Here is a 22,316-nt window from a genome sequence, read left to right on the forward strand (position 1 = left end):
GCCGGGCCTCGTCGTGAATGGAACGGTTACTGCTTGCTGCCCAACAGGTTCTGCAGATCATCGAGCACGATCATCGCGCCGGTGGGGCCGAGCGCGAGGAACCACGTCTCGTCGGACACCGGGACGGCCTTGCCGTTCTTCACCGCGCTCATGCCGGCCCACAGCGGACCGCCGAGCACCTGCGCCTCGGCGGTGGTGTCGGGCTTGCCGTAGGTGGAGTAGAAGATCCAGTCGCCGTCCGCCTGCGTGATGGTCTCCGGGCTGACCTCGACGGCCAGTTCCTCGATGTTCTGGATGTCGGGGCGGCGCAGTCCGACGTCCTGCAGGATCACGCCGATGAACGACAGGTTGCCGTACAGGCGGGTCTTGCCGGACATGAAGCGCACCAGCGAAATCGACGGATCGCCCTGGATGCTGTCGCGAACCTCGGTTGCGCGGGCCTGGTAGTCGTTGAGCACCGACTCGGCCTTCGTCTCCTCACCGACCGCGTCGGCGACCAGTAGGAAGTTCTCCTTCCACGGGAAGCCGGGCCGGATGCTGAACACCGTCGGAGCGATCTCCGCCAACCGCGGGTACGTCTTGTCGGCGCGCAGCTTGCTGCCGAGGATCAGATCCGGTTGCAGCGCGACGATGGCCTCGAGGTTGAGGTTGTTGGTGGTGCCCACGTCGGGGACGCCCGCCAGCTTGTCCGCGAGATACGACGGCTGCCCGGCGAGGCCCTCGGGGTTCGCGATCCCGACCGGCGTGATGCCGAGCGAGAGGACGTCGTCGAGTTCGCCGCCGTCGAGCACGACGACGCGCTCGGGCTTCTTCTCGATGACGGTCTCGCCCAGCGCGTGCTTGACGGTGCGCGGGAACTGACCGGGCTGCGCGTCGCTGCCCAACTCCGCGGTCGCGGTGTCGGCGGTCGCGAACAGGCGGCCGCCGGTCGCGACCTCGGTGTTGCCGGCCGGGCCGTCGGCGGCGGTGTCGGAGGAGCCGCACGCGGTGGCGGCGAACACGGTCGCGAAAGCGACCATCGCGATACGAACCGAGGTCCGCTTGCGCAGAGAGGATCGAACGAACATTAGGCCAGGCTAGCCTGCGGGCTCGGTGATCTTCGTCTCGGGTGTCACCGGACCTCGAATACGAATTCCACCTCGACCGCCGACCCGCGGGGGAGTTCGGCCAGTCCGATCGCCGACCGGGCATGTCGCCCGGCTTCCCCGAACACCTCGACGAGGAAGTCCGAGGCGCCGTTGATCACCACCGGCTGCTGGGTGAAGCCCTCCGCGGACGCCACGAAGCCGACCACCTTGACGGCCCGCACGACGTTGTCGATACCGACCAGATCGTCGACCGCGGCCAGAGCGTTGAGAGCGCACAGGCGGGCCGCCGCAGACGCGTCCGCGACCGACACCGTTCCGCCGACCTTTCCGGTGCAGGTGCACGTTCCGTCGACGAGGGGGAGTTGGCCCGACGTGTAGACGAGATCACCCGTGCGCACAGCGGGCAGGTACGCGGCCGCGGGCACGGCGACCGGAGGTAGTTCGGTGCCGAGTGCGTGCAGACGTTCGGTCCACGTACCGGTCGTTGCGCTGTTGGTCATGGTTCTCTGAACTCCTTCGGTGTGGAAAGGGTTACGCCCTACCGGCCGGCAGGATGTGGGGATTGAGCAGGTGCGCAGGGTCCAACGCTGTCCGGATCGACCGCATGACGTCGAGGTCCACCTCGGTGCGACCGAGACCGATCCACAACGCCTTCGCGCGTCCGACGCCGTGCTCGGCGCTGATGCTGCCGTTGTGTCGGGTGACGCGCCTGAGCACCAGGTCGGTGATCGCCTCGCGCTGGTCCACCGCCACGTCCAGGAGGTTGACGTGGATGTTGCCGTCGCCGAGATGACCGAAGCAGATGGCGCGCACGGACGGGGCCGCGTCGGCGAGATCCTCGCCCAGCGCCGTCAGGAACGATTCGATCTCCCGCAGAGGCGTGGAGAGATCCAGCTTCAGTGGGGGCGTCGTCGATTCGGCACCGACCGACTCCGTGTGCCCTTCGCGGTACCGCCAGAGCCGGTGCGCGGGACCCTCCTCCACCACCGCATCGAGGACGGAATCCGCGGATTCCTGCAGGACACCGAACAGCACGTCCTGCGCCGAATCCTGACCCGACACCTCGACCAGCAGGTAGAAGGGTGCATCGGCGTCGAGGGGAGCCCGGAGTCCGCAGTGGCTGCGGACCAGGTCGACGCCGGCCCGCGTCATGAGTTCGGCAGCCTCGAGCGTCAGACCCGCCCGCCGGACCGCCGCCGTCACCTCGAGTGCCGCGCCGACGTCGTCGACACCGACGAGAGCCACCTGCGTCTCCCGGGAGGGGACGACCAACCGCATGAGAACCCGGGTGATCACCGCCAGCGTCCCTTCCGCCCCGGCGAGCAGTCCCGGCAGGTCGTACCCGACGTTGTCCTTGGTCAGTTCCTTCCACCGAGTCAGGACCCGGCCGTCCGCCAGCACCGCTTCGATTCCGAGCAACTGGTGACGGGTGTTGCCGTTCTTGATCATTCGGATTCCGCCGGCATTCGTGGAGACGATGCCGCCCAGGGTTGCCGTGTCGCGGGATGCGAGATCGATACCCAGATCCAGGCCGATCTCGCGAGCGGCCTGCTGGGCCCTGGCGACCGTGACCCCGGCCCCGGCGGCGATCGTCAGACCCACCGGGTCGACCTGTTCGATCCGGGTGAGGCGCGCGGTGCTGAGCACCACTTCGCCCTCCATCGGCACGGAACCCCCGACCAGTCCGGTGTTGCCGCCCTGCGGTACCACCGCGACACCGGCGCGGTGGCACACCCTCAGCACGGCGGCCACCTGCTCGGTGTCGGCGGGACGCACCACGGCACGGGTCCGGCCGACCCAGTGTCCGGTCCAGTCGATCACGTACCCGGCGACGACGTCGGGGTCGGTGAGCACGTGGGCTCGGCCCACGACGGCCGCCAGCGCGTCCACGAGTTCCAAGGTCTGCACTGTCTTTCCTCCTACTTGCTTCGGCTGACGAGGCGGCCGGCCCGCGCGCCGGTGACCTTGCCGTCGAGGACGGCGGGCGTGCCGTTGACCAGCACGGTCCGCACGCCGCGCGCGAGTTGCCAGGGATCGTCGAACGTCGAGGCGTCGTCGACGGTGCTCGGGTCGAAGACGACGACGTCGGCTGCCGCACCCACTGCCAGGACCCCGCGATCGTCGAGTCCGATGCGGGACGCCGGCAGGGATGTCATCTTCCGGATCGCCTCCTCGAGGCGGAGCGTGCCCTGCTCGCGCACGTAGCGGCCCAGCACGCGGGGGAACGTGCCGAAACTCCGTGGGTGCGGGCGGCCCGCGCCGGTGGGGGTGAGCACCCACCCGTCGCTGGCGACGGCGACCCAGGGGTGTGCCAGCACGGTTCGGACATCGTTCTCGTCCATGGCGTGGTTGACGATCGCGACCGAACCCTGATGGGCGGCAAGCACGTCGAGTGCGGCCTCCGCGGCGTTTGTGCCCCGCTCCGCACCGATCTGCGAGATCGACATGCCGATGCAGGTATCGAACTCACCCGCCGAGAGGTCCGCGATCACCACACCGTCCGGATCGATGTCGCGCCCGAATCGGGCACGCAGCTCGTCGGCGATCCGGGTGCGCTGCACGGGATCGGCGAGCCGAGCCAGGAGCGCCTCGCGTCCGCCGTCGACCGCCCACCGGGCCAGTCGCGACGAGAGGTCCGTACTCGAAGCGGTGTACGGGTACACGTCCGCGGTCACGTCCACACCACGCGCCCGGGCGGCGTCGATCAGTTCGAGTGCACGGTCGACGGCACCCCAGTTCTCGGGTCCCATCGCCTTCAGATGGGAGATCTGGAGGCGGGCGCCCGCGGCCTCCGCGACACCGATCGCCTCCTCGACCGCTGCGACCATCCCGGACGTCTCGTCGCGCATGTGCGTCGAATACAGCAGTCCGGATGAGGCGGCCGCGGCGACCAGGGCCCGGAGCTCATCGGTGCCGGCGAACAGTCCCGGCATGTAGATCAGGCCCGTCGAGAACCCCACCACACCCGGCGCGCCGGCCGAGTCCCGGACGATCCGGCACATCTCGTCCAGCTCGGATGCCGTCGGCGGCCGGTTCTCGGCGCCGACGACACTGCTGCGGAGCGCGTTGTGCCCGAGCTGCAGCCCGACGTTGACGGCCGGGCGGGTGGCCTCGAGGGCCGTGCCGAATCCGCGCGCGTCGGTCCAGTCGCAGGGGAGGGGGGTCTCGGTGAAGACGGTGGCGAGCTCGGTCTGCGTGGGATCCGGGAGCGGGAACGGGGAGTGCCCGCAGTTGCCCGCGATCAGCGTCGTCACACCCTGTGCCAGTTGGGTTTCCGCGGCCGGATGGGCCGGAAGCGTGAAATCGGCGTGCGAGTGGAGGTCGACGAATCCGGGGGCGATCACGGCCCCGGACGCATCGATGGTTGTGCGAGCGGTGAACGGCCCCTCGCCGATCGCCGCGATTCGCCCCGCGGTGATCGCGACGTCGGCGCGCCGCGCGGGCGTACCCGTTCCGTCGACGACCAGTCCGCCCGTGACGGTGATGTCGTAGTCCACGAGTGCTGTCTCCTAACGGGTTTCGACGAACATGATCACGGCGTACATCACGGTCGCGGGCACGAGCAGGCACCAGCCGGTGATCAGCATGTTCCGCAGACTCGTCGACTGTGCGAGGCCCAGTGCGCCGAACTGGTTGGCGTTGGGGAAGGGGCCGTACGTGTCGGCCTTGGACGCGAACAGCAGCACGATCACCCAGGTACTCGCACCGACACCGACACTCGTCGCGATGTCGCCGAACAACTTGTCGAGCAACACCACCTGGGCGGCGGTGGCGCCGGGCACTCCGACCCAGCCCAACAGCGAGATCGCCACCGCGAACGGGAACGGGCCCATGTCCTGCAGGCTCGCTCCGTAGGACTCGATGACCACGGTGAACGGGTCGATCAGGTTCACCGCGTTGAACAGCACGGCCAGCAACCAGAACATCAGGAAGATGTTGACGAGCGTGGCGGCGCCCCGATAGATGTGCTCGGCGATCTCGGTGGGCGTCAATCCGCCGGCGACACCGGTGACCATCGCGAGCACCGGAAGCGCCAGCAAGGGGAAGGCCGTGCCCGCGGACGTGACCGTGGCATAGACGACGCTCGCCAGGAGTGCCACGGCGAAGACCGCGGTGGCGCGGACGGAGTGGGCCGCCTCGGACGAGCCGTCGTCGGTGAACATGTCGTCGCTGTAGAAGTCGTCACCGTCGCGCTCGGTCCGGCGCTGCATCCACGGCACCACGACCAGACCGAGGACGAGGGACAGCACCGCCAGCGGCCCGGCGCCGTAGAGGACGTACTGGAGGTAGCCGACCTCGGCGGCGTCCATGATGGCGATGTTCGAGCCGGCGAACGGGGCCAGGGCCAGGCCGGCGCACCCGCCGATGAACAGTGTCGATGCGGTCGCGCTGCGCGTGAAGCCCATCCGGGCGGCGATGGGCAGCAGCAGCGGCGCGGCGATGGCGAGCGCTCCGGCGAGCGTGCCGAGGGCCGCAACCAGGATCAGACAGGAGATCATCATCCCGAAAGTGACTGCGGCGCGGCTGCGGTCGCCCGCCACACGCATCACGGCCCGCACGATCTGACCCGCCACACCCGTCGCGCGCAGCACCTCGGCCAGGCCTGCGCCCAGCACGATGATCAGTCCGATCATCGTGATCTGGTCGCCCACCGACTCGCCGAGGATGTTCGCGGCCGCAGCCGGCGCCGGCATCAGGATCAGCAGCGCGGAGGCGATCGCGACCACGGTCGCGACCATGATGTCCATGCCGAGGAGCGCGAGCAGTGCGTACAGGCCGATGGGGAGCAGTCCCCACTGGGTGGGGCCGTCGACGACGATGCCCGCCGCCACGGACAGGGCGAGTCCCACGGCGGCCAGCACGGAGGCCGGAAGGGGGGTGCGTGGCCGCGGAGGAGCCTGCGGAGTCGGCGCGGTCACCGGCGCGGTGACGGGGGTGTCCTGGGGCATTTCACTCCTCGAAGTAGTGAAAGTCCGTCGTGACAGACGAACGGGTGGGGGAGAGGAGGTCAGCTTCCCCCGGGCCCCGGCGACACGTCCAAGTCGCATTTGCGAACGTGTGATCGTTTTTTCTTATAGTCACCGGGTGAACCTCCACAGGGCCCGATATCTGGTGTCGGTTGCGAACCACATGAACTTCACCCGCGCGGCCGCCGACCTCAACGTCGCGCAGTCGGCCCTCAGCCAGCAGATCAAGGTTCTCGAACGCGAGATCGGGGTGACCCTCATCGATCGGCGCGGACCGCGGATCGGCCTCACGGAAGCCGGTCGGGTGGCTGTGCAGGAGGCGCGGTACCTGATCGTGGCCGCCGATCGGGCGGTGGCACGGATCCGCGCGGCCGCGCGGGACTCGGGAGAACTGCGGATCGCCCACACCCGGTCGTGGGCGGGGGGCTCGATCGCGAGCGCCATCCGTGAGTTCCGGGCCCGCTATCCGGACGTGGCGATCGACGAGCACCGGGGGTTCACCGCGCGCAACCTCGAACTCGCGTCGGAGGGCGTGGTCGACGTCGCGGTCGTGCGTCCCCCGGTCGATGGCGCACACGACCTGGTGGTGCGGGTGATCGATCGGGAGGAGTTGCTGCTCGCGGTGCCGGCGTCGCACGAGTTCGCGCGGCAGTCGTGGGTGGCGCCCGAGCAACTGGCCGAGCAGCCGGTGGTGTTCTGGCCCCGCGTCAACGGTCCCGGAATGTACGACGCCATCGTCGAGCAGTTCTGGTCCGGGACCGGACCCCGCGTGGTGCGCAACGAGGCCGACGACGAGCAGGTGCTGCACGCGGTCGCGGCGGGGGTCGGCATCGCGCCGATGCCGGCCGGGCGGGCCGCCGCCTTCCGGGTCTGCGGCGTGCACCTGTGCACGGTGGCCGGACCGCCCAAGTATCTGGACGTCGGCATCGCATATCGGCGCGACAACCCCAACGTCGCGCTGCGGAGCTTCCTCGAGCTGTGCCGACTCGCGGCAGAGGAGAACTGACGAGAAAAGACCCCGTCCGAACGAGCCGGACGGGGTCTTTCTGTTCTTCACTGGTCGGGGTGGCGGGATTTGAACCCACGACCTCTTCGTCCCGAACGAAGCGCGCTACCAAGCTGCGCCACACCCCGGTGTTGAACCTCGGATAGCTTACAACACTGTTTCACCGGGGGTTAAATCGGCTGGTCAGCGACGCAAAACGGCACTTTCGACGGCGGCGGAACCGCGACCGGTCGCGGTCTCCTCACGCGGCGCGGGGACGAGCGTGAGCAGGGTCGCCTCCGGGCGGCAGCAGAACCGCGCCGGTGCGTACGGCGACGTGCCGACGCCGGCGGACACGTGCAGGCGCGTGTGCGCTCCCCACCGTGACGGCCCCTTCACACGCGAGCGGTCCAGCTGGCAGTTGGTCACCAGGGCGCCGTAGAACGGCAGGCACAGCTGGCCGCCGTGCGTGTGGCCGGCCAGGATCAGGTCGTAACCGTCGTCCGCGAACCGATCGAGGACCCGCGGCTCGGGGGAGTGCGTGATCCCCAACTTGAGCTGCGCCAGCGGGTTGGGCGGACCGGCGATCGTGTCGTAGCGATCACGCTTCAGGTGCGGGTCGTCGACGCCTGCCGCGTCGATCCGCACGCCGGCGACCTCGAGTTCGCGGTGCACGTGCGTGACGTCGAGCCAACCACGCTCGGTGAACGCCGCCCGCAGATCCGCCCACGGCAGCGGCGCGCCGAGCACGCGGCGGTGCTCCTTCTTGAAGTACTTCATCGGGTTCTTCGGCTTGGGCGCGAAGTAGTCGTTGCTGCCGAAGACGAACAGACCGGGGCGGGCCAACAGTCCGCCCATCGACTGCACGACCGCCGGAACGGACTTCATGTGCGACAGGTTGTCGCCGGTGTTGACGACCAAGTCGGGATCCAGCCGGTCCAGCTCACGCAGCCAGTTCTGCTTGAGCTTCTGGTTCGGCATCATGTGCAGATCGCTGATGTGCAGCACCCGCAGCGTCGCTGATCCCGGTGCCAGGACGGGCATCGTCGCCTCGCGCAGGGCGAAGGCGTTGCGCTCGATGAGCGAGGCGTAACCGACGCCCAGAGCGGCGGCGCCCGCGGTGGCCAGCGCGGCCCGGTTCAGGGTGCTGCGGGCGGGGAAGCGGCGAGACAGATCAGACACCATTTCAGAATACGGGTGTCCGCAATGAAGGTGCAGGACACCGCGTCGGGCGCGTACCGTTCGGCGCATGGCCGATACCGCACCCACCCTCAAGTCCACGCTCCGCGCCGACCTCACCGCCGCGATGAAGGCCAAGGATCAGCTGCGGTTGTCCACGCTGCGCATGATCATGGCCGCGATCCAGACCGAGGAGACGTCCGGTAAGGAGGCCCGCGAACTCACCGACGACGAGGTCATCAAGGTGCTGGCCAAGGAATCGAAGAAGCGGGGCGAGGCGGCCGAGGTCTACACCGAGGCCGGACGCGGCGAACTCGCCGCCAACGAGCGGGCCGAGGCCCAGGTCATCGACGAGTACCTGCCGACACCGCTCACCGACGCGGAACTGGCCGACGTCGCGGACACCGCGATCGCGCAGATCGCCGAGGAGATCGGGGAGCGCCCCGGCATGCGGCAGATGGGCCAGGTCATGAAGGCCGCCACCGCCCTCGCCGCCGGCAAGGCCGACGGATCCCGGATCTCGAAGGCCGTCAAAGACCGCCTGTAGCGCCGACGGATCGTCTTTCGATCGTTTCTGTCCGTAACGACCGAATCCCCGTGCAAGATCAACTTCATGATCGGGGGCCGTCAAGGCTCTCCACGGGGAGGAGATCGGCATGGGGTGGATCGGTTCGAAGACGGCACGTTCGTTCGCGGTGGCGTTCGGTGTGGCCGCTGCCGTCGCGGTGGCCACACCGGCGACCGCGTCGGCCGCGGTGGTTCCGGGTGAGTTGGTGCAGGTCGACTGGCTCGCTACCAATGGCGGTGCGAAGGGCATCTCCGAGTTCGCGTTTCCACTCACTGTCGACGAGATCGGAGTGACCGCTCCGGGGCAGCCGCTCTCCGTGGGCCAGCACTTTCGGTTCCAGAACTGGCAGAACGGCTATATCGGACTGGAGATCGAACGCCCGAGCGCCGACGGACCGCTCCTCGCCCGCACGGTCTTCAGCTATTTCGGTTCCGACGTCCAACAGGCCGGTTGCGGCCCCATTCATCCCGGGCCCGGCGGGATGACCTGTCGCGGTGAGATCTTCGGCTTCGCGCTCGGCCGGACGTACACGATGCGCGTCGAGCAGACGGGATCCAACTACTGGCAGGCCTACGCCGAGGACGGCACCACGCAGCGGTCGCTCGGGGGCGTCCAGATCTGGAACGAACTGCGCCGCATGATGCCGTTCGGCCACCAGTCGGTCGGCTACTACGGTCCGACGGGATCGTGCGCGGACGTTCCGCGCGCCCGCGTGCAGGTCGGGACGCCGACGGCGTATGCAACGCCGATCGACCACACGGGTGCGCCCGTCCTCGTGGCTCCGCGGCGACCGAACCTCACGTGCTTCGGTGCGGTGGCGAACGACGTCGTCGCCGTTCCCGGTGGGGTCTCGGTCACCGTCGGCCGGGGTTAGCTCTCACACCCGCGACGCAGCGGACGAGAACACGTCGACGATGGCCTCGCAGAACGCGGGCAGGTCGTCCGGGTTGCGGCTCGACACCAGGGTGCCGTCGATGACGACCTCGCGGTCGACGACGTTGCCGCCCGCGTTGCGGATGTCGGTCCGCACGCTCGGATACGACGTCAGGGTCCGGCCTCGAACCACGTCCGCCTCGACGAGCGTCCACGGCCCGTGGCAGATGACGCCGACCGGCTTGTCGGCTTCGACGAACTCGCGCACGAAGGCGACGGCCTTCTCGTCCTGCCGCAAGTGGTCGGGGTTGGTGGTCCCGCCGGGCAGGATGAGGGCGTCGTAGTCACCGACGGACGCCTCCTCGACAGTGAGATCGACGTCGTACCGTCCGGCCTCGTGGACATCGCCGTTCATGGCCTGGATCTGGCCGCCGGACAACGAGATCAGACGCACGTCGGCACCCGCCTCGACGACGGCGGCGCGGGGCTGGACGAGTTCGACCTCCTCGACCCCGTCGGTTGCGAGGATAGCGACGGTACGGCCGGTAAGTGCTCGGGAGTCTGTCACCGGTGCTCCTTCCTGTGCAGTCCGGCGTGGGCGAAATGCCCGTCCGCCGATTCGGTTTCGTTGCGGGTATCGACATCGGCGAGGACGGGGTCGAACGCCGGTCCGTCGTTGGCGGGGGTCATCGCCAGGCCGGCGCCCTGCCCGAAGACCAGGTGCCCGCCCAGCGCACCACCGGCGCCGACGGCACCGAGTGCGGCCATCGACAGGCCCGTCGCGACGACGTCGCGGGCGGCGGGATTTCGCCGGCGGCGGCGGAACGACGCGAGCATCAACACGATTCCCGTCGCGTTGGCACCCGCGTGCACGAGGCCGACCCGCCGCTGTCGCACGTCACGTTCGCTCCAGTCGGCCCACCCGGTCGCCAGTGCGGGCGGTGTCGTCAGCAGACCGAGTCCGATGAGCCGACGGGCCGTCCGGTGGTCGCGGAGGACCGTGTCGAAGGCCAGCGATGCCGTCCACATCCCGATGGGAGCGGCGACGAGTCCCGGGTGGATCGGGTGACCGAGCCAGTCGCCGCGCAGACGGTCACCGACAGCGGTCCGGCCCAGCCCGGCCTGGATTCGCTGCTGCAGGGCTGCGCTGACACCGTCCAGGAACGACGCGGACTCCACGCGGTTGTAGAGATGTCGAAGGTTCATACGGGACTGCTACCCGCGAGCGGGTGCCCGTAAACCCCGCACACCCCCGACCGGACGCTCGGAGAACGCGCGCGGCGATCGGGTCAATACCAGTATCGGCGTCCGCCGACCGCCCGACCGGTCGCACCCAGAATCGCCAGGATGACGCCGATCACGAGCAGGATGATCCCGATGGTCCACAAGATGGAGATACCGGTCAGGAACCCGACCACAAGCAGAATCAAACCGAGAACAATCATGACGGACCTCGATCCGGCCTGGGGGACCCGGCGGGTCCCCACAGAGGGATGGATACCCCGCGCGCGGAAACCGTAAACCGTCGCGGTGTGGATCTAGCCGCCGGGCGTCGAGGTGCGCGGTGCGGCCGAACCGGGCGGCGCCGCCAGCACCGAACCGTCACTGACGTAGATCGTGATCGCCGAGCCCGGAACCGCCAGGCCGGACGGCGCGCTGCCGGTGACGTTGCCCTTCGGCGCGTCCGACTTGGTGCTCACCGGGTTCACCGCGAACCCGGCCGCCTTCAGCGCCGCCGCCGCTGCGTCCTGGGTCATCCCGACGACCTCGGGCACCTGGGCGTTCTGGGATCCCCGGACGTACTTGTCGTCCACGGCCGGCAGCGTGGTGGGACCGAAGTTGCCCACCACCGGCATCATCGCGTCGAACCACGTGCGGGCCGGTTCGGTACCGCCGTACAGGTTGCCGTCCCCACACGGGCGCAGCGGGCCGGAGCAGATCTCGCCGGGAGTGGGGGAGTCACCGTAGACGAGGACGCTCGCGGCGAAGTTGTTGGTGAAGCCGAGGAAGCCCGAGGACATGTGCGACTCGGTGGTACCCGTCTTGCCCGACATCGGCAGCTTCCAGCCCGCTGCGCTCGCGGCGCCGAACGAGGTGCCGCCGGGGGCGTCGTCCTTGCTCATCGCCACCGCGAGCGTGTCAGCCAGACCGGGGTCGACCACCTGTTCGCAGGCCTGCTGCGTGAGCGACACCGGCTTGCCCTCGCGGTCGGTGATCGAGTCGATCGGAGTGGGCGGGCACCACTTGCCGTGCGAGGCGAGGGTGGCTGCGACGTTCGCGAGTTCGAGCGGGTTGACCCATGTGGGGCCGAGGGTGAACGAGCCGAGGTTCTGCGACTTCTGCATGTCCGCCATGCTCTGGTCACCGAAACCGGACGAGCCGGTGGCGGTGTACGAGCGCAGGCCGAGTCGCACCGCCATGTCGACGGTGGGGGTGACGCCGGTGGACTGGATCAGTTTGACGAACGCCGTGTTCGGTGACTGGGCGAGCGCGTCGGTCACCGACATCTTCGCCGGGTAGTTGTTGGTGGCGTTCTGGACGCAGTAGGTGGCGGCGGGGCAGCCGCGGGCGCCGCCGTTGCCCATGCCGCGCGCCTCGAAGCGCTGCGGGACGTCCAGGACGGCGCTCGTGCCGAGCCCCTTCTCCATCGCTGCGGCCGTCGTGAAGATCTTGAAGATCGAGCCGGCGCCGTGACCGACGAGCGTGTACGGCTGCGGTTGGACGGTCTCCTCGTTGGAGGTGTCCAGGCCGTACGTGCGGCTGGACCCCATCGCGAGGACGCGGTGTTGATCCTGGCCCGGTTGCACCACGTTCATGACGTTCGCGATGCCGTCGAGCTTGGGGTCTGCGTTCTTGACCAGAGCCTTCTTCACCGAGTCCTGCACGACCGGGTCGAGGGTGGTCTTGATCGTGTAGCCGCCCTTGTTGATCTGCTCGCGGCTGATGCCGGACGCGGCGAGGTACTGCAGCGCGTAGTCGCAGAAGAAGCAGATCGAGGGCCGGTGCCTTCCGCGGCGGGTTCATCGCACGCCCTGCTCGGTCAGCCGCTCGGCCAGCTCGTAGAGCCCCCCGAGGTCGACGCCGTCCACCAGTGCCGGCAGATGCATGCGGGCCACCTTCACCTCGTCGAGTCGATCTGCGCTCTCGTCCTGCGCGGCCAAGGTGGCCGCGTGCTCGATGGTCTCGGTCAACAGCCCCGCGAAGTCGTCGTCGGACAGCTCGATCCCGGCGGTCGCGAGCCCGGATCGGACCGCGTCGGCGTCGATCCGTCCCTTCGCGGCGTCGGCCTGTGCCTCCCGCGGCAGGAACCGGCTGTCGTTGCGGTTGACGATCACCGTCCCGAGATGGAGGTCGGCGGCGCGCAGTTCGGTCACCGCATCCGCGGTTTCCTGCACGGGCAGCGCCTCGAGCAGCGTCACCAGGTGCACGACGGTCTGCTCCGAGTGCAACAGCCGCACCACACCCTGGCTCTGCGAGTGGATCGGCCCGCCCTTCGCCAGCTCCGACATCGCGCGGGTGACGTCGAGGAACTTGCCGATCCGGCCGGTGGGGGGCGCATCGACGACGACGGCGTCGTAGACCGGGCGGCCGGCCTTGTCGGTGCGAACCACGCACTCCTTGATCTTGCCGGTGAGCAGCACGTCGCGCAGGCCCGGCGCGAGCGTCGTGGCGAACTCGACGGCGCCGATCTTCTTCATCGCGCGGCCCGCGAAGCCCAGGTTGTAGAACATGTCGAGGTATTCGAGGAACGCGGTCTCGAGATCCACCGCGAGCGCGAACACCTCGCCGCCGCCCTCGGCGGTCGCGATCTTCGTCTCCTGCGGCGGCAGCGGGGGCACGTCGAACAGCTGCGCGATGCCCTGCCGACCCTCGACCTCGACCAGGAGGACGCGTCGGCCCCCGGCGGCCAGCGCGAGCGCCAGTGCCGCGGCCACGGTGGACTTCCCGGTCCCGCCCTTACCGGAGACGAAATGCAGGCGCGCCGCGTCGGCGACGGGCGGCCAGGCCTGCCCCTCGGCGTCGGGCCGCTCCTGCGCGGCTGTGTCTGTCGGTGCTGCCACGGGGACGAGCCTATAAGTCGGAGGGCAGGAATGTGCGGGGGATAGGCTCAGCGTCATGAGCGAATTGACTACCTGGGGGGTGACGAGTGCTCGAGCACCATCTCGTCGAACGTGCGCCGCATGTTCAGCATCATCGCGTGCAGTTCCCCGGTGGAGCCGGGGGCGAGCTGCACCAGCTGGGGCTCGTTGTCGAGGTCCTGGACCCCGAGTGCCTGAGCGAGCCGGCGAGCCGGATCGATCGTCAGCACCGCGACGCGTCGACCCTGCTCGGCGGCGCGCAGAGCCATCGACGCGGCGGTGGTCGTCTTGCCCACACCGCCCGCGCCGCAGCACACGACGATCCGGGTCTTCGGGTCCGTCAGGACCGTCTGTGCGGCGTCCTGCACGCCGAACGAGCCGTTTCCGAACGGGACGAGGTTGAGATAGCGCGTGAGGATCTCGTCCTTGGTCAGCTTCTTGTCGAGGGTGAGGGCCATCCGGATCTCGCGGATCTTGCGGGCCGGGGTGGTCTCGATCGCGGCGCGGCGTTCGGCGTCGTTCCGCGCGACGACCAGGAGTTGGTAGTTCTTCACGTACTGCTGGTCGATGGTCGATGCGCCCTGCTGGACCTCACCGCTGGTGGTGTTGGTCATCGCCGCGCGCAGCGTGCCCTGCCAAGTATGCGACCGTGCCGCTGCTGACGCACGCGACGAAGGCGATCCTCGATCAGTGGGGTGGAGACGGCTGGGAGCTGGTCACCGTCCTGCCCGGCCCGACGGGCGAGCAGCACGTCGCGTACCTCAAGCGTCCGAAGGGCTGACCCGGGTGACCGACACTGCACAGTCCTGGACCGCGCGACTGGCCGAGCTGGGCATCGAACTGCCGCCCGTCGCGGCCCCGGTCGCGGCCTACGTGCCTGCGGTCCGTTCCGGAGATCACGTCTACACCTCCGGCCAACTGCCGTTCGTGGACGGCAAGCTGCCGCTCACCGGCAAGCTCGGCGGGGGCGTGTCCGACGCCGATGCCAAGAACGCCGCGCGTACGTGTGCGCTCAACGCGCTCGCTGCGATCGACGCGCTCGTGGGACTCGACGCGATCGTGCGGATCGTCAAGGTCGTCGGCTTCGTCGCCTCGGCCGAGGGGTTCACCGGCCAGCCCGCGGTGATCAACGGTGCCTCGGAATTCCTCGGTGAGGTCTTCGGCGACGCCGGCATCCACGCCCGCTCGGCCGTCGGTGTGGCGGAACTGCCGCTCGGCTCGCCCGTCGAGGTGGAGATCATCGCCGAGGTGCGCTGAGCGCGCCCCACGCCGACTGAGCCGCATCCCCGGAAAGGGGATGCGGCTCAGTTGTTTTCGACGGCCAGTGCCGGATGGTCCAGCAGTGTGCGCATGCACCGCTCGGCGAGATCCGCGGGACCGCCCGGTCCGGTGGTGGGTGCGTCGGTTGCCGCCCACGTCTCGACCGCGATGCGCATCGCGGCGTTCACGGCCGCGGCGGTGAGTCGGACGACCATGGGGTCCGCGTCCGGGTCCATCCGCGTCGCGAGGGCGCCGACCAACCCCTCCTCCGAATCGTGTTGCACCCGAAGCCACACCGCGTGCAGTCCCGGTTCGTCGTGCACGGTCCGCAGGAGCCCGCGGGTCCAGTGCAGCATCTCCTCGGCCACGTCGTCGGCCGGGGTGAGGGCGCGTCGGGTCGCGCTCTCGATCGCGTCGCGCACCGACGACCCGGCAGCAGGGTCCGAGTCCTCGGTGAGGTAGGCGATCCAGCCGGTCACGCCGCCCGCGAGCAGGGGTGCGACGGCCTCTTCCTTGGTGCGGAAGTAGCGGTAGAACGTGCGCAGTCCGATGCCGGCCGCAGCCGCGATTTCTTCCGCGGTCACCGCCGACGCACCCCGCGCGGAGAACAGTTCGGCCGCGCGCCGGGAGATCTCGAGTTGTGTGGCGGCCTTGCGTCGCTCGGTCAACGACGGCACGGGCTGCAGGCCGGTCATATCGGGTCCTCCGCTCGTATCGAATCGCAGACTACCGGTTCTGTTCGGAACTACTGCGTGACACAACGTGCCATAAAGGCTTACTGTGCCAGTGGGCTGCACCACACCACTGTAAGCGAACAGGAGAGAACATGAAGCGATTCGAAGGCCGCCGAGTCCTCGTCACCGGAGCCGGGTCCGGCATCGGTCAGGCCACCGTCGCCCGCATCCTCGAGGAAGGCGGCACCGTCGTCGGCGCCGACGTGTCCGAGGCCGGGCTGGAAGTGACGCGTGAGCGCGCCGTCGCGGCCGGCACCGCGGAACGGTTGACCACCACGGTCGTGGACATCTCGAACGAGCACTCGGTGCGGGAGAACATCGGCGGTGCCGTCGAGACGCTCGGCGGACTCGACGTCCTGGTCAACGCAGCCGGCATCCTGCGCGCCTCGCACACGCACGAGACCACCCTCGACTTCTGGAACAAGGTCGTCGGGGTCAACCTCACCGGCACCTTCCTGGTCACCCGCGAGGCGCTGCCCGCGCTGCTCGAGTCGGGCAAGGGCGTCGTGGTGAACTTCAGCTCCACGTCCGCGCACTTCGCGCACCCGTACATGGCCGCATACGCCGCCACCAAGGGCGGCATCCGCTCCTTCACGCACGCGATCGCGCTCGAGTACGCCAAGCAGGGTCTACGCGCCGTCGCCGTCGAACCCGGCAGCATCGCGTCCGGCATGACGAGCGACCCGGGCTTCCCCGAGGGTGTCGATCCGAGCCTGATCGGCAAGCTGTACCCGTGGATCGGCGAGGGCTTCGCGCCGCCGGAGGACGTGGCCGGCGTGATCGCGATGCTGGCCTCCGACGACGGCAAGTTCGTCACCGGCACCGAGATCCGGATCGACGGCGGCACCCATATGTGAGTGCACCTGCGCCGCACCAGGTGTCGGGTGGCGCGACCGGCAGCGGTCCGAAGTCGTACAGTGATGTCGGTTTCGAGTGCCCGGATTCTCCGGGTCCGCTGTCGGTCCGTCACGAAAGGCGCGCCCATGACGCTCCAGCACCCCGCGTACGCCCAGCTGCGCCAGGTCACGCCCGTCGCCGCCGTCATGCTCGAGCAGAATCCGAGCATGTACTCGCTCGACGGCACCAACACCTGGATCCTGCGGGTCCCGGGAGGCGACGAGTGCATCGTGGTCGACCCCGGTGACGACGACCCCGACCACCTGGCGCGGGTCGCCGGCGTCGGGACCGTTGTGCTGACGCTGATCTCGCATCGTCACCACGACCACACCGGTGGCATCGACCGGTTCTTCGAACTGACCGGTGCGCCGGTGCGTGCCGTGCACGAGGAGTTCCGGCGCGGCGGTGGCGGCGGTCTCGACCACGACGAACTGATCGAGGCCGCCGGGCTCACCCTGCGGGTGCTGCGTACACCGGGACACACCGCCGACTCGGTGTCGTTCGTGATCGAGGGGGAGGGATCGGTGCTCACCGCCGACACCATCCTCGGCCGCGGCACCACGGTTCTCGACGCATCGGACGGCAACCTGCGCGACTACCTGGCGTCGATGCAGACGCTCATCGACCTCGGACCGGGGCGCACCGTCCTGCCCGGGCACGGCCCGGAACTGCCCGACCTCGAAGCGGTCGCGAAGTACTACCTCGCCCACCGGGAGGAGCGTCTCGCCCAGGTCCGCGGTGCGCTCGACGCGCTCGGCGCCGATGCCGACGTCCGCGCGGTGGTCGAGCACGTCTACACCGACGTGGACGAGACGTTGTGGCCGGCGGCCGAGCAGTCGGTGCGCGTGCAGTTGGAGTACCTGCGCGGCTGACGGTCAGCGCGCCGTACTCGCGGTGTCCTCCCGCTCAGCGCGAGACAGACGAGCGGGCTCCGAAGAACGTGGCCGGATCCAGCGAAGCGACGGGAGTCCAGCGCGCGGGAGGCCCGGCGCTCTCCGAATCGCTCGGTGCCGCGGTCGCGTAACCCTGCAGATCCAGAGCGAGTCGCGGATTCTCGTCCACTCGGCGGGCGATCTCGTAGAGGACCGCGAGCACGTGCAGGCAGGTCGCCGTGCGCGCCGAACACGAGCAGTCGGTGTCGACGAGAACCGGCGCGAGGGTGATGCCTGCCGAGACGATCGCGCGATACGTGTCGTCGGTGAGCATCGCGGTGTCCGGCGCGATCTCCGACACCGCAGTGATCGACGCCCTGTCGAGCGGAGCCACCTCGAGTCGTGTCACCGACGCCGCGCCGCCGCGATGGATGGAAGCGTGCACGACCCGACCCTCCACCGTGGCCTGCACGAGGTTGTTGCGAGCGAGGCTGCGGGCGCGCGGCAGCTGCAGGCGCACTGACTCGCTCTGGCGCAGCGGTTGGGCCAGCCGCACCCAGTCCCGTCCCCAGAGGGTGTAACCGAACTCGTTGTCCGCCATCATTTCTCCCTCTTGCGGCGCAGGATCTCGATCAACTGGTCGTCGTCCAGGCCGGCGAGTGCCGCGATGCCCGCCGCATCTTCGAGGTCCGTGAGCGCCGCCTTGCGACCGTGCATGCCGGCGATGTGCTCCTCGACGGTGGTGGTCGAGGTGAGTGTGGTGACGGTGACCGTCCGGGTCTGACCGATCCGGTGCGCGCGGTCGGACGCCTGCGCCTCGACGGCCGGATTCCACCAGCGGTCGAAGTGCACGACGTCCGCGGCACGGGTCAGGGTCAGCCCGGTGCCCGCCGCGCGCAGACTCAGCACCAGTACCGGTGGCCCGTCCTCGGACTGGAACCGGGACACGATCTCGGCACGCTCGGACTGTCCCAGCCCACCGTGCAGGAAGGGGGCGACGACGTCGAACTGCTCGGCGAGATGACGCACCAGCATCTCGCCGGTCCGGCGGTACTGGGTGAAGATCAGTGTCGGACTGCCGGTTTCCATGTTGGTGGCCACGATGTCGGTACACAGGTCGAGCTTGCCCGACCGGCCTGCCAGCGAGTCCATCTCGCCGGTGATCAGTCCTGGATGATTGCAGACCTGCTTCAGTGCGGTCAGCACCGCGAGAACGCGGCCGTGACGTTCGATACCGGCGCCGAAACCGTCGTCGACCGCCTCCGCGAGCAACACGTCGTAGATCTCCTCCTGCTCGGCTGTGAGATCGCACAGCAGATCGTTGTGGATCTTGGGCGGTAGCGACACGGCGACCTGAACCTTTCTGCGTGCCAGCACGATCGGCTCGATCGTGTCGCGCAGGCGGGCCGCCGCTGCCACCGAGCCCTCCCGGACCGGCTGGACGAACCGTCGCCGGAACTGTGCCCGATGCCCGAGCGCGCCCGGGGACACCAGGTTCACCAGCGCCCACAGCTCGTCGAGGTGGTTCTCCACCGGCGTGCCGGTGAGCGCCACCTTGGCCGCGCTGTCCAGGGCCCGTGCGGCCTTGGAGATCTGGGTGCGCGGGTTCTTCAGCGCCTGCGCCTCGTCGAAGACCACCGTGCGCCAGCGCTGTCCCGCCAGCGTGGTGGCGTGTGTTCGCAGAGTCGGGTAGCCCATGACGACAACGGTTCCCGGATCGTCGGGGATGTTCCCGCCGCGCCACACCGCCGGGTGCAGTCCCGGCGCGAACCGCCCGATTTCGTGCGTCCAGTTGCCCACCAGTGACGTCGGGCAGACCACGAGCTGGGGTTCGGTCTCCGCCCGGCCGAGCAGGAAGCCGATTGCCTGCACGGTCTTGCCGAGTCCCATCTCGTCGGCGAGCACCGCTCCACCGTGCGTCCGGACGGTCTCCCGCAGCCAGGCTGTGCCCCGGGCCTGATAGGGCCGCAGTTGTGCCTGCAGGCTCGCACCCAACTCCGCGGCGACGGCTTCGGCCGCGCGCAACACGCGGTAGGCGTGACCGGCCGACACGATCGCGGTGCCGGAGGCGTTAGGCACCGCATGGGCTGCGATGGGCAGCGGCGGTGTCGTGCCGTCCGCGTCGGCCGGGAGTTCGGCGGCGCGCACCGCGTCCCGCCAGAGCGCCACCGATTCGCCCGCCGCTTCGACGGTCAGATCACCGAGGGAAGCAACCTCCACGAGCCTGGCATCCACCTCTGCGGGCTCGAGCGCGCCCCCCACCCCTACCGGGAGCGCGAGCGTGAGGGTTTCGCGGTCGCCGGGTACGCCGGGGGCCCGGCCGGCGGCGCGGCCCGCCCACGTCCAGAGCGCGAACATGTGTCGATCCGGCAGATAGGTGGCCTGTGTGCTGAGCAGGGGAACCCCTCCATGTGGCGTATGGTGTACGGAGTTCTGACAACGTACACCGTACTGGATTTGTTCCGAAGGGCCTCCGTGAGCGAAGAGAGTGCCGCTGAGCAGGCGAGACAGCTGGTGGACCTGCTGTGGCGTCACCACCTGCCGCCACGGCCGACCAGACGCGGCCCCAAGCAGGCCGTCAGCGTCGACGCGGTGGTCGACGCGGCCGTCGCCCTCGCGGATCGGGACGGCTACGCGAGCGTGTCCATCCGCGCGGTCGCCGCCGAGTTGGGGCTGCGACCGATGAGCCTGTACACCTACATTCCCAGCAAGGATGCCCTCACGGTCCTCATGGTCGATACGGTCGCGGGCGAGGACGCCCCGATCCCGGGCGCGCTCCCGCCCCGTGAACGGATGGCCGTCATCGCCCGCCGGATCCGTGCCGAAATCATCGCGCACCCGTGGCTCCTGGAAGTGCCGCCCTGGCGGCTGGTTCTCGGACCCGGGAGCATGCGGCGTTACGAACTGCAGCTGGCCGCCATCGAGGGCATCGGCCTGTCGGACGTCGCGATGGACCGGGTGATCGCGGTGCTGTCGGAGTTCGCCACCGGCAACGCCCGCGTCGCGGTCGCGGCGATGGACGCCGCCCGGCAGCTGAGCGACGAGCAGTGGTGGGAGGTGCACGGGCCCATGTTCGCCGCGGCGGTACCGCCGGACCTGTTCCCGGTGTCGTCACGAGTGGGTTCCGCGGTCGGCGAGCTGTACCAGGCGCCCGCGGATCCGGACGGGGCGTTCGAGTTCGGGCTCGCGAAACTGCTGGACGGGATCATGAGTGAGCTGTCGGAGCGCTGAAGGGCCTGCTGTTCGATCGTCCTGCCGGGACGTATGTCGATGAGGGCATGGCGGAAGGCCATTTTGGCATTTGTTCGGTATGGATTCGGGCTCGACGATTGAGCCATGACTTCAACCCTCGACGGCTGGATCCGTAACTTCGTCGACGGCACCTTCGTCGACCCCGATCCGCGACGCGGATTCGACCAGGTCGATCCCGCGACCGGGCGGGTCCTCGCCCAGGTGCACGAGGCCGACCAGGCGCTGGTCGATCGCGCCGTGAACGCCGCACGCCGGGCCCTCGACAACGGCTGGGCCGACACCCCGGTCCGCGAGCGCACCGCGTTGCTGCGCCGTGCCGCGGACCGTATCGAGGAGCGCTTCGAGGAATTCGTCGCGGCCGAGATGGCGGACACCGGCAAGCCGATCACCCAGGCGCGGGAGCTGGACGTGGCGCGGGCGCTCACCAACTTCCGGACGTTCGCCGACGTCGCGGCCGCCGCCGGCCAGGAATCGTTCATGACCGATCTGGCGGGCGGGCGGCAGGCGCTGAACTACGCGGTCCGCAAACCGCTCGGGGTGGTCGCGGTGATCGTGCCGTGGAATCTGCCGCTGCTCCTGCTCACCTGGAAGGTGGCGCCCGCTCTGGCGTGTGGCAACGCCGTGGTGGTCAAGCCCAGCGAGGAGACTCCCGCCACCGCGACGCTGCTCGCGGAGGTCCTGGCCGAAGTGGGGTTGCCTGCCGGCGTGTACAACGTGGTGCACGGCTTCGGCGGCAACTCCGCCGGTGAGTACCTCACGACCCATACCGGGATCGACGGCGTCACCTTCACCGGATCCTCCGCGACCGGCTCGCACGTGATGAAGACCGTCGCACCGCGCGTGCGCCCGGTGTCCTTCGAGCTCGGCGGCAAGAATGCGGCGATCGTCTTCGACGACGTCGACCTCGACGAGGCGCTCACCGGGCTCACCAAGTCCGTCTTCACGAACACCGGCCAGGTGTGCCTGTGCACCGAGCGGGTGTACGTGCACCGCTCCATCTTCGACGACGTCGCGTCCGGTCTCGTCGAGCGGGCCCGGCAGCTGCGTCTGGGCGATCCGAAGGACGAGAGCACCACCACCGGGCCGCTGATCTCACAGGGGCATCGCGACAAGGTGATGAGCTTCTTCAAGATGGCCGAGCAGGCCGGCGCCGAAGTCCTCACCGGAGGCGGGATCCCGGATCTGGGGCAGGAGTTCGCGTTCGGCTCGTGGGTCGAGCCCACCCTGTGGACCGGGCTGACCAACGAGGATCCCGTGTTGCGTGAGGAGATCTTCGGGCCCGTCGCCGCGCTGGTGCCCTTCGACACCGAGGCGGAAGCGATCGCCCTCGCCAACGACACCAAGTACGGACTGGCCGCGTCGGTGTGGACCAACGACCTGCGCCGCGGACACCGTGTCGCGCAGAAGATGAACGTCGGAATCTCCTGGGTCAACACCTGGTTCACGCGCGAACTGCGATCTCCCTTCGGCGGTGTCGGGCTCTCCGGCATCGGGCGCGAAGGCGGCGAATCGTCGTTGCACTTCTACACCGAGCCCACCAACGTGTGCGTGGCGCTGTAACC

General features: G+C 69.3%; 22 protein-coding genes, 1 tRNA gene and 3 pseudogenes. 9 read left to right on the forward strand and 17 right to left on the reverse strand.

Annotated elements, in window-relative coordinates; all coding sequences use genetic code 11:
* Positions 1 to 26: 26 nt before the first annotated feature.
* The 5 genes from C7H75_RS02430 to C7H75_RS02450 are packed head-to-tail and all read right to left on the reverse strand — an operon-like array spanning position 27 to position 6,037.
* On the reverse strand, positions 27 to 1,067 hold the full coding sequence (locus C7H75_RS02430) for an ABC transporter substrate-binding protein (protein WP_005515932.1): 1,041 nt from the start codon (positions 1,065 to 1,067) through the stop codon (positions 27 to 29).
* A 44-nt stretch (positions 1,068 to 1,111) separates the two neighbouring features.
* Positions 1,112 to 1,588: a RidA family protein gene (locus C7H75_RS02435; protein ID WP_013414720.1), complete on the reverse strand. Its 477-nt coding sequence runs from the start codon at positions 1,586 to 1,588 to the stop codon at positions 1,112 to 1,114.
* Positions 1,589 to 1,619: 31 nt separating this feature from the next.
* On the reverse strand, positions 1,620 to 2,996 hold the full coding sequence (locus tag C7H75_RS02440) for an FAD-binding oxidoreductase (RefSeq protein WP_081185859.1): 1,377 nt from the start codon (positions 2,994 to 2,996) through the stop codon (positions 1,620 to 1,622).
* An 11-nt stretch (positions 2,997 to 3,007) separates the two neighbouring features.
* A complete protein-coding gene (locus C7H75_RS02445) occupies positions 3,008 to 4,585 on the reverse strand; it encodes an N-acyl-D-amino-acid deacylase family protein (protein WP_106850905.1) in 1,578 nt (525 codons plus the stop codon).
* Positions 4,586 to 4,597: 12 nt separating this feature from the next.
* Positions 4,598 to 6,037 carry a Na+/H+ antiporter NhaC family protein gene (locus C7H75_RS02450; RefSeq protein ID WP_013414723.1) on the reverse strand — a complete coding sequence of 480 codons (1,440 nt, stop codon included), beginning with the start codon at positions 6,035 to 6,037 and terminating at the stop codon, positions 4,598 to 4,600.
* Between the two features lie 136 nt (positions 6,038 to 6,173).
* Here C7H75_RS02450 and C7H75_RS02455 point away from each other — a divergent pair, with 136 nt between their 5' ends.
* On the forward strand, positions 6,174 to 7,061 hold the full coding sequence (locus C7H75_RS02455) for a LysR family transcriptional regulator (protein ID WP_013414724.1): 888 nt from the start codon (positions 6,174 to 6,176) through the stop codon (positions 7,059 to 7,061).
* A 51-nt stretch (positions 7,062 to 7,112) separates the two neighbouring features.
* Here the strand turns inward: C7H75_RS02455 and C7H75_RS02460 are convergent.
* Together C7H75_RS02460 and C7H75_RS02465 are read right to left on the reverse strand one after the other, a co-directional pair.
* Positions 7,113 to 7,189, reverse strand: a tRNA-Pro gene (locus C7H75_RS02460).
* A gap of 55 nt (positions 7,190 to 7,244) precedes the next feature.
* Entirely contained in the window at positions 7,245 to 8,225 is a 981-nt protein-coding gene (locus tag C7H75_RS02465; protein ID WP_005515925.1) for a metallophosphoesterase, read from the reverse strand.
* Positions 8,226 to 8,289: 64 nt separating this feature from the next.
* Between C7H75_RS02465 and C7H75_RS02470 the strand changes: the two genes are divergently transcribed.
* Positions 8,290 to 8,766 (forward strand): GatB/YqeY domain-containing protein, encoded by a 477-nt coding sequence (locus C7H75_RS02470; RefSeq protein ID WP_005515923.1) that lies wholly within the window; start codon positions 8,290 to 8,292, stop codon positions 8,764 to 8,766.
* Positions 8,767 to 8,875: 109 nt separating this feature from the next.
* Positions 8,876 to 9,661 (forward strand): hypothetical protein, encoded by a 786-nt coding sequence (locus tag C7H75_RS02475; protein WP_106850906.1) that lies wholly within the window; start codon positions 8,876 to 8,878, stop codon positions 9,659 to 9,661.
* A gap of 3 nt (positions 9,662 to 9,664) precedes the next feature.
* Here the strand turns inward: C7H75_RS02475 and C7H75_RS02480 are convergent, their stop codons facing one another.
* The 7 genes and pseudogenes from C7H75_RS02480 to C7H75_RS26125 form a co-directional block, all read right to left on the reverse strand.
* On the reverse strand, positions 9,665 to 10,228 hold the full coding sequence (locus C7H75_RS02480; RefSeq protein WP_005515918.1) for a type 1 glutamine amidotransferase domain-containing protein: 564 nt from the start codon (positions 10,226 to 10,228) through the stop codon (positions 9,665 to 9,667).
* A complete protein-coding gene (locus C7H75_RS02485) occupies positions 10,225 to 10,866 on the reverse strand; it encodes a DUF2231 domain-containing protein (protein ID WP_022593805.1) in 642 nt (213 codons plus the stop codon). The genes C7H75_RS02480 and C7H75_RS02485 overlap by 4 nt, the downstream gene beginning before the upstream one ends.
* Positions 10,867 to 10,949: 83 nt before the next feature.
* Complete coding sequence (locus C7H75_RS25855; RefSeq protein WP_005515916.1) at positions 10,950 to 11,105, reverse strand: DUF6131 family protein; 156 nt, start codon at positions 11,103 to 11,105, stop codon at positions 10,950 to 10,952.
* 93 nt (positions 11,106 to 11,198) lie between these two features.
* A pseudogene (locus tag C7H75_RS02490) lies at positions 11,199 to 12,647 on the reverse strand (transglycosylase domain-containing protein); the annotation flags it as partial.
* 33 nt (positions 12,648 to 12,680) lie between these two features.
* Positions 12,681 to 13,721 carry an ATPase BagA gene (bagA, locus tag C7H75_RS02495; RefSeq protein WP_005515912.1) on the reverse strand — a complete coding sequence of 347 codons (1,041 nt, stop codon included), beginning with the start codon at positions 13,719 to 13,721 and terminating at the stop codon, positions 12,681 to 12,683.
* 71 nt (positions 13,722 to 13,792) lie between these two features.
* Positions 13,793 to 14,107 (reverse strand): annotated as a pseudogene (locus C7H75_RS02500) (ArsA family ATPase); the annotation flags it as partial.
* Positions 14,087 to 14,377, reverse strand: a pseudogene (locus C7H75_RS26125) (transglycosylase domain-containing protein); the annotation flags it as partial. The pseudogenes C7H75_RS26125 and C7H75_RS02500, both read right to left, overlap by 21 nt.
* A gap of 11 nt (positions 14,378 to 14,388) precedes the next feature.
* On the opposite strand from C7H75_RS26125, the gene C7H75_RS26075 reads away from it, so the two are divergent.
* The gene (locus C7H75_RS26075; protein ID WP_217451368.1) at positions 14,389 to 14,520 is read left to right on the forward strand and encodes a DUF4177 domain-containing protein; all 132 of its coding nucleotides are present in this window, start codon (positions 14,389 to 14,391) and stop codon (positions 14,518 to 14,520) included.
* Between the two features lie 5 nt (positions 14,521 to 14,525).
* Positions 14,526 to 14,996, forward strand: coding sequence for a RidA family protein (locus tag C7H75_RS02505; RefSeq protein WP_106850907.1), 471 nt, complete (start codon positions 14,526 to 14,528; stop codon positions 14,994 to 14,996).
* 47 nt (positions 14,997 to 15,043) lie between these two features.
* Here the strand turns inward: C7H75_RS02505 and C7H75_RS02510 are convergent, their stop codons facing one another.
* Positions 15,044 to 15,694 (reverse strand): TetR family transcriptional regulator, encoded by a 651-nt coding sequence (locus C7H75_RS02510; RefSeq protein WP_069854754.1) that lies wholly within the window; start codon positions 15,692 to 15,694, stop codon positions 15,044 to 15,046.
* Positions 15,695 to 15,825: 131 nt separating this feature from the next.
* Here C7H75_RS02510 and C7H75_RS02515 point away from each other — a divergent pair, with 131 nt between their 5' ends.
* Positions 15,826 to 16,590, forward strand: coding sequence for an SDR family NAD(P)-dependent oxidoreductase (locus C7H75_RS02515; protein ID WP_013414728.1), 765 nt, complete (start codon positions 15,826 to 15,828; stop codon positions 16,588 to 16,590).
* Positions 16,591 to 16,716: 126 nt separating this feature from the next.
* Positions 16,717 to 17,502 carry an MBL fold metallo-hydrolase gene (locus tag C7H75_RS02520; protein ID WP_106850908.1) on the forward strand — a complete coding sequence of 262 codons (786 nt, stop codon included), beginning with the start codon at positions 16,717 to 16,719 and terminating at the stop codon, positions 17,500 to 17,502.
* 34 nt (positions 17,503 to 17,536) lie between these two features.
* Here the strand turns inward: C7H75_RS02520 and C7H75_RS02525 are convergent, their stop codons facing one another.
* Together C7H75_RS02525 and C7H75_RS02530 are read right to left on the reverse strand one after the other, a co-directional pair.
* Entirely contained in the window at positions 17,537 to 18,103 is a 567-nt protein-coding gene (locus C7H75_RS02525) for an SWIM zinc finger family protein (protein ID WP_106850909.1), read from the reverse strand.
* Complete coding sequence (locus C7H75_RS02530; RefSeq protein WP_106850910.1) at positions 18,103 to 19,860, reverse strand: DEAD/DEAH box helicase; 1,758 nt, start codon at positions 19,858 to 19,860, stop codon at positions 18,103 to 18,105. The genes C7H75_RS02525 and C7H75_RS02530 overlap by 1 nt, the downstream gene beginning before the upstream one ends.
* 60 nt (positions 19,861 to 19,920) lie before the next feature.
* Here C7H75_RS02530 and C7H75_RS02535 point away from each other — a divergent pair, with 60 nt between their 5' ends.
* Complete coding sequence (locus C7H75_RS02535) at positions 19,921 to 20,733, forward strand: TetR/AcrR family transcriptional regulator C-terminal domain-containing protein (RefSeq protein ID WP_233281910.1); 813 nt, start codon at positions 19,921 to 19,923, stop codon at positions 20,731 to 20,733.
* Positions 20,734 to 20,838: 105 nt separating this feature from the next.
* A complete protein-coding gene (locus C7H75_RS02540) occupies positions 20,839 to 22,314 on the forward strand; it encodes a 2-hydroxymuconic semialdehyde dehydrogenase (protein ID WP_084961615.1) in 1,476 nt (491 codons plus the stop codon).
* Positions 22,315 to 22,316 lie beyond the last annotated feature (2 nt).

Origin of the sequence: Rhodococcus (subgen. Prescottella) equi, assembly GCF_003013675.1 — a bacterium.
Taxonomy (GTDB): domain Bacteria; phylum Actinomycetota; class Actinomycetes; order Mycobacteriales; family Mycobacteriaceae; genus Prescottella; species Prescottella equi.